The sequence below is a fragment of the Pseudoalteromonas sp. Isolate3 genome, assembly GCF_022398505.1.
In the GTDB taxonomy this organism is placed as follows: domain Bacteria; phylum Pseudomonadota; class Gammaproteobacteria; order Enterobacterales; family Alteromonadaceae; genus Pseudoalteromonas; species Pseudoalteromonas apostichopi.
On sequence record NZ_JAKEVN010000165.1, the window covers coordinates 1 to 6,081 of the forward strand.

The 6,081-nt window shown below is 36.8% G+C and carries 4 protein-coding genes and 1 pseudogene; 2 read left to right on the plus strand and 3 right to left on the minus strand.

Annotated elements, in window-relative coordinates; genetic code table 11:
- The first annotated feature begins 115 nt into the window (after positions 1–115).
- Positions 116–997, plus strand: a complete 882-nt coding sequence (locus L1D46_RS19375; protein WP_051501962.1) for a GGDEF domain-containing protein — start codon at positions 116–118, stop codon at positions 995–997.
- Positions 998–1,447: 450 nt separating this feature from the next.
- Here the strand turns inward: L1D46_RS19375 and L1D46_RS19380 are convergent, their stop codons facing one another.
- The 3 genes from L1D46_RS19380 to L1D46_RS19390 form a co-directional block, all read right to left on the minus strand.
- A complete protein-coding gene (locus L1D46_RS19380; protein ID WP_239978065.1) occupies positions 1,448–2,506 on the minus strand; it encodes a hypothetical protein in 1,059 nt (352 codons plus the stop codon).
- A gap of 113 nt (positions 2,507–2,619) precedes the next feature.
- Positions 2,620–3,540, minus strand: a complete 921-nt coding sequence (locus tag L1D46_RS19385) for a serine protease (protein ID WP_239978066.1) — start codon at positions 3,538–3,540, stop codon at positions 2,620–2,622.
- Positions 3,541–3,667: 127 nt separating this feature from the next.
- Entirely contained in the window at positions 3,668–4,504 is an 837-nt protein-coding gene (locus tag L1D46_RS19390; protein WP_239978067.1) for a hypothetical protein, read from the minus strand.
- A 340-nt stretch (positions 4,505–4,844) separates the two neighbouring features.
- On the opposite strand from L1D46_RS19390, the pseudogene L1D46_RS19395 reads away from it, so the two are divergent.
- Positions 4,845–5,723, plus strand: a pseudogene (locus L1D46_RS19395) (integron integrase).
- Positions 5,724–6,081 lie beyond the last annotated feature (358 nt).

The window sequence follows — 6,081 nt, forward strand, 5'->3', positions numbered from 1 at the left end:
AATCTAAACAAGTGACTGTTAGGTATTTATAGTCACTTATATAAGTTTAATGTGCAGCACTACTAAGTGTTACACAGTTGATAGTCTTTTTTTGAGATCACAATAATTGAAAGCAATGTTTGATGAATTGAATACACATGACGTGCAGCTTTTTTATGTAAGTTTAGGCCAAGCCTTAGTTAAACATCACGATGGCAGGCTTAATTTATTTTATATGTTGCAATATAACGACTCACGCTGTCGAATAAAAAACGACTATAACCTTATTTTACATAAGTTGGATTTTAGCAGCACACTAGATCTTTCAAGTATTCAAGTAGAGCATCATCAAAGGCTAGTTAATATTCAGATTAACCTCACTAATTTAGTGGATTATGTAAAATATATTTTGGATGAATTAGAGTCCAATGACATCAAAAAAAATAGTTATCGCCACTTAATCGCACTAATGAAAAAGCTCGATAGAAGTATTGAAGGCTTTAGAAAAGAAATTTCTAATAATTTAACATATTTGGATGAACTAACAGGCTTGCTTAATCGCTCAGCCATGGAGAAGGACTTAGCAGAGCTTATTGAATTGAACGATGAGCAGGCGATAGTTACGAGCTTATCACTTATTGATATAGATTATTTTAAGTTAATTAATGACGAGCATGGGCATACTGTTGGAGATGACATTCTTGAATCTATAGCAGATATTATACAATCATCACTACGTGACACAGACACAGCATATAGATATGGTGGTGAGGAAATCTTAATTGTTTTAAAAGGTTCATCGCTCGATGATGCGGTAGCAGTAATGCAAAGACTTAGAACGAAAATAAGTGATTATGTATTTATTTGCGACGAAATTGAGCTTTCCATTACTGTCTCTATTGGAGTGACATCTATTAAGTCTAGCGATAAAGTATATAGAGATACGCTTATCAGGGCTGATGAATGCCTATACAGTGCTAAAGATAAAGGCCGGAATCAAGTTGTTTATAAAATTTAACTTGAGGCGACGACTAACTTGAAAAACTCCGCAGCTAAGAGTTTAAAACTGTGGCCAAAATTAGCTGACCACTACAGCTAATTTTTGCCTGTATTCTTTTTCGTTCACTATTTGACCTCTTATTCCGTATGACCCCATGACAGCTAGTTCTGCCTCATTCTGCTAGTTTATAACACACCAAAACGGCATATATACATACCCTGATAATTTCACCAATAATTACCTTTTAAACAAGTAATTAAAATAGCTAGGAATTAAGCTTATTATTTTGCACCAAAGCAGCGGCTAATAATGTTATCGCACAAAATTAGGATTCGTCTGATCAAAACGATATAACTATAGCTTTTTCAGTGACCGGTGATCGCTCTTTTGAGGCATTCGCCTCAACACGTTTTTGGACAAAAATGAGTTAGAGTATTTAATCAGTAACGCCAAAAGCAGCGGGCGGCGTTAGCCGTCCGACTGCCTTTTTTTGTTATATTCTTTTAGTTGTGGATGATCGTTGATAACTTTGTTTCTTAAGCGTCGATTGACCTTTACTTTAAAATACTGCCTTTCAGATTTTGTATCGACAGGTTCTATTTCAACAATTTCACCATGCAGAGGTTCCCCACCTAGCGCTTTAGGTATAAGCCGTCTCTCGAATACTGTATCCATGGCTTGTGCAAAAGTATCATAAGGTCCTCTTGTTCTATTAGTGATGACGCCTATGCTATTTTGATTTTCGTCATACGCCATGATCGCACCGAGCCGATTTCCCGCCATCCCTCTTGCAATGTAAACAGTATCTCCAACACTTAAGCTTTCTAGGCTTGCCATAAACTCGCCTCTTGGCTCCCAAAAACCATTTAATTCGAGACACCCCTTTTCAAGCATTGTTTTTCCCAGCTCATACACTGCTTCCACCTGTGATCTTTCTATATCATCTCTCGAAATGTTCCGCCGCATAGCAGATGGCAGCTTAACTTTTAACTCTGTTATTTCGTGATCAATTTTCTCTTTTGCTTCTGTTTCGCTTTTGGTTTCAGGTAACTCGTTTAACGAAATCTCATTTTTTTCGGCAACGAGATCTTGAATCCTATCTGCAGCTGCCAATTCCTCACCGATTACATCCTCCCAGTCAGATATAGATGATCGAATCGTATCTCTCGCGTTAACCAGGCTAAAATCTACCACTTCAAGACATTCTGATGCTTTATCCCCATCTTTCTTTGCCGAATTTACATAGCCTTGAGTACGCTCAATATTCCTCTCAATCTCTTTGATACGCCGAAATGCAGCTATTGCCAGCTTCTTTTGTGATTCCTTATAAGAGCTTTCAAATACAACCTTTGATAAGAGCCAAGTAAATCCAATCGATAAGAAAAACTGAAACAAATTTAATAGGGACGTTTCTAGTTTGGTAGCGGAGTTAGTTAAACTAACCTGTATGGCTATAAGTAAAATACTGCCTATGAGCAACAAAAAGAATGAAACTATTCTTAACCAATTTTGTTTGAAATCAATCATTGCTCAATATCCTGTGAATATAACGCCGCAATATGGGGCGTATTAAGCTTGGCTAAAATTAGCGAAGAATGAGCGCCAGCCAAGCTTTAGACGTCCCATTTATAATTGCCTTGTTATGTGACCTTACCACAACACTTCTTATATCTTAATCCACTATTGCAAGGGCAAGGGGCATTCCGTGATATAACTGGTTTAGGCTTGGTATGCTTATCAACTTCGGCTTCTAATTTAACTAGCTCTGAGGCTTGAATAACGAAACCTAAGTTATTGGGTATCTTTCCAACGGACAATGTTTTCGTGTCAGTCGGTACTTTAACAGTAATAACTTCTCCAGTTGCAGTATGTTGTGGGCCAGCATACAACGTACCTAAAAGCGCAATCCTAGTTCCCGCTACAAACCCACCATTAGCATCTACAAAGCTACCAATATTTGCTAGAAACACAGGTGAACCAGAAGAGCCAGGAAAACAAGCTGCATCTATAAGAAATTCGCTTTTTCCATTAAGTGGAAGCTTAGGATGAGTAGCTGTTATACCTGTTCGAATAATTGGTAAATTATGCTCAGCATCCCAGATTCCATTTGGGTAGCCAATCATCACTATCTGTTCCATGGAAGATAAAGTACTTAATAATTCATCGTCCGCTAATATCTCCTTTGATAAAGGGACATAGTAGTAGTTTTTACCTGCTGCTTCAGCACTGTTCAATATAGGCCCTATTGGTATAGCGACCAAATCAATATCGCTATCAGGATGATTAATACAGTATTGTGGCAAATTATCTAATGTAATTTGTTCGTGTTTACCAATTAACGGCTCTCCATCATCACTCTTTAATGTGAGATGGAATATTCCCTTAATACCATTTTCAACAACATGCTTGTTTGTGACTATACAAGGGATAGACTGACCTTCATTTTCACAAAAGAAAAAAATATAACCAGTACCCGAAGATTGATTTCCATTATTGTCTACACATAAGATCCTTACAGTACTATGTATAAGTTGCTCTATCGGGTTCACATATTTACTCATAAATTACATCCGAATTATGAAAGTCACATAACGCCCAGCACAGCGGTGAGTTAAACTGGCGCTTGTTTTGCGGTTTTTGGCAAAACAAGTGACAGTTTGACGAGTCCGTTGCTGCTGCTTGTTAGGCTTACCCCACATATTTAACGTACTCTTCTTCAGATATAGATAGCATTCCATAATTACTCGCTAAATAACCATTAAATTTGCTAACTTTTTTTCTAGAAGGCAATTGGGTCTTACCCAATTTTTCATTAAAACGAATAACTTCATATTTAACGATGTTATCAGTATCAATTGACTGAATCACAAGCTCATCAATAATCTTCATGCATACTCCCGACAAGTTTACAATCGCAAGTATCTCGGTCTCACCAAATTCTGATATATTCATATTTGAGAAATCGAAGTCATAAATATTGGTCTTCTTTTTCCCCCAGAATTTATTAAGGTAATTTGAATCGTTTTTAATTAATGCCTTTAGATCGTCTGAAAGAGAAGATCTAACATGTGCAATGTGATTTCTTCTTAATCGTAAGTACTTGATTGTTTTTATTAGGCCTTTAATTTCATCGCTCTCTATCCACGATTTTAGCTTTTTTTCAAGCTGGATCTCTGGCTTCTCATCTGTCTCTTTATCAATCGCACTCGGTTCTATCCTTGAACGAAATTCCTGGATATCATCAACATAGCTTAGTAAGTACTCAATGGATGATATCAAAGTGATACCACAAAAAGTGTGAAACGACTTTTGGCGAAAATCACCTAAGGCGCTAATTTTTACATGTAGCCTTTCAGCATAATTATTTGTCGTAAAAACCTCTGTAGTATACTTTTCATCAACTAAATCGGTTTTAGCATTTAGATGCTGCTCTACTTCTTTATCGGCGAATAAGTAATAGCATAGCTGATCATTGATATTGATTTGGTTAGACTCATACCGTCTTAAAGCGGGAGTTTTTAACATGGTCGATCTCTCTGTGGCCTAACATGTTTATAGCGAGCTAATCGCGCATTTTTCTACCACAGCGTAGCTCGTTTTTCTTATTAGATCATTTCTATCAAACTTGTTAACTAATTACCAGTGTTATTAAAATTTAGGAGTTCTCGCTTTTATCTCAGGATAAAAACGAGCGATTGGGTCGTTTTCTTGACTATACGAGCGACTGAGCTAAAACTGTATATATATACAGCTTCATTTCAAAGGAATGAAAATGAAAACTTGCTCTCCTTATTTAAACTACATTGCAGACTATATGCTCACTCGTCAGTATTCATTAAGAACAATTAATGCTTATTTGGGTTAGATCGCAAAATTTATTCACTTTCACAACAAACGTCACCCAAGCTCAATGGGAGATGCAGAAGTCAAAGCGTTTTTAGACCATATTGTATTAAAACGTAATATGTCACCTAGAACACAAAGTGCAGCTTTAAATGCGCTCGCTTTTTTATATAAACATATTGTCAAAAATGAGCTTTCTTTAAACTTGAATTTTGCACGAAGTAATCGACAACCCAAGCTGCCTGTAGTGATGACGCCTGATGAAGTAAAGCAATTGATGAGTCATCTTTCCAAGCGATATTACTTAATCACGGGGTTAATGTATGGAAGTGGTTTGCGTGTGATGGAAGCGGTGCAATTGCGAGTAAAGGACATTGATTTTGATTACAAATGCATTCAAATTTGGAACGGAAAAGGCAACAAGCATCGTATATTTACTCTTGCAACGGAGTTGAGCCCATTACTTAGAAATCAAATTTTGCAAGTTGAAGAATATTTAAGATTAGATTTACAAAACGAGCGATACGCAGGTGTGTGGATGCCTAACGCTTTAACTCGTAAATATCCCTCAGCTAATAAATCACTAGCGTGGCAATAATTATTTCCTTCCTACAAATTAAGTGATGACCCAGAAACTGGCGAGATACGTCGCCACCATTTCCACCCTACATGTGTTAGAAAAGCGATTAAAAAAGCATTAAAGCAAACCAATATTACAAAGGTTATTACGCCTCATACCTTGCGCCATTCATTTGCAACGCACCTATTGCAAAGTGCCGCCGATATTCGCACCGTTCAAGCACACTTGGGCCATTCTGATGTCAAAACCACACAGATTTACACCCATGTTTTACAACAAGGAGCAAACGGTGTTGTAAGCCCATTAAGCAAAATTTTCTAGCTATTATTAAAGATGCGTTAACTTATCATTCAATGTGTAGGGCTTGGACCGTTTCTTGATTGCTCAAAGCAGAAGTTAGAGCATTTAACCTAACTTATTTTGGGGCATGAACGTTTTAGAAATGGTTGCGCACCTCAGATGCGATCTTGCCATTTTAGAATGAAACTTTAACACTCAGAATGAATCTTTATTGCTTAGTATGAGGCTTTAATGCTTAGTGTGATCTTTATTGCTATCCCACATTTAGAAGCCGAAGGAATCATTTAGAAAATTACATTTAAGAAGGAGGTGCCCAAATATTTCTTCTTCGTTCTGTTATTATATAGTAGCATTTTATTGTTGCGTTACTATATAGTAG